The organism is Nonomuraea salmonea, from assembly GCF_042428605.1.
Lineage (GTDB): Bacteria > Actinomycetota > Actinomycetes > Streptosporangiales > Streptosporangiaceae > Nonomuraea > Nonomuraea salmonea.
Map to the genome: position 1 here is coordinate 1 of NZ_JBHMCF010000070.1, position 919 is coordinate 919.

1 protein-coding gene is annotated in these 919 nt (G+C 69.5%); it reads right to left on the reverse strand.

Annotated features, from left to right (window positions below):
* Positions 1 to 875, reverse strand: a protein-coding gene (locus tag ACFFR3_RS50170) for an IS5 family transposase (RefSeq protein WP_379485515.1) whose coding sequence is annotated in 2 segments (ribosomal slippage) — positions 1 to 449 and positions 449 to 875 — 876 coding nt annotated over the 2 segments. Because the reading frame shifts where the segments join, the coding sequence is not laid out codon by codon here. This gene is flagged as partial in the annotation.
* Positions 876 to 919: the final 44 nt, after the last annotated feature.

Genomic DNA, 919 nt, shown 5'->3' on the forward strand with positions numbered 1-919 from the left:
GGTCGCTTCGTAGCGCACGGCAAGCTTGTCGAAACGGGTGGCCACCGCCCGGTAGCCCTTGAGCCGGTTGATGCCGCACTCCACCGCATGGCGCAGCTTGTAGGACTCGGGGTCGAACGCCGGTGGCCGGCCACCCTTCGACCCCTTCCTGCGCCGGGCGGCGGCCTGGTCCAGCTTGATCGGGATAGTGGCCTTGATGCCGCGCCTGCGCAGGTAGCGGCGGTTGCCGCGCGAACTGTAGGCCTTGTCGGCCAGCACCCGATCCGGCCGGGTACGCGGCCGGCCCCCGCCCAAGCGCGGCACCCGGATACCCTCCAAGACCGCCGTGAACTGCGGGCTGTCACCCCGCTGCCCAGCCGTCAGCACGATCGACAACGCTCTGCGGCCCTGCTCGGTGGCCAGATGCAGCTTGGTGCTCAAGCCGCCGCGGGAGCGTCCCAGCCCGTGATCGGCCGGCTCTTCCTGCACCCCGCCCGGCGGCTCGACCTGCAGATCCCCCTTTTCCGCGCCCCGGCGGCGTGCTGATGAGCCCGGCAGACGGTGGAGTCGACACTCACATCCCACGTGATCAGCCCGGCCGCGTCCGCCCGAGCCTGCAAGGCGGTCAGGATCTGCTGCCAGATGCCGGCACGCTGCCAGCGCCGGAACAATCCGTAGATCGTCTGCCAGCATCCGTACCGCTCCGGCACGTCCCGCCACGGCGCACCCACCCGTACCCGCCACCGGATCCCATCAATGAGCTGCCGTTTCGTCCAGATCGGCGGGCGCCCCGGCTTCCGGCCGATGGGCAGCAGCGGCTCCAGTACCGCCCACTGCGCATCGGTCAGATCAGCCCGCTCCGCCACCGGTAAGGTGGTCACGAGGTCTCCGTGCAGATGGTCTTCTTGGTCGTTGACTCATCTACCGGAGACCTCTTCTT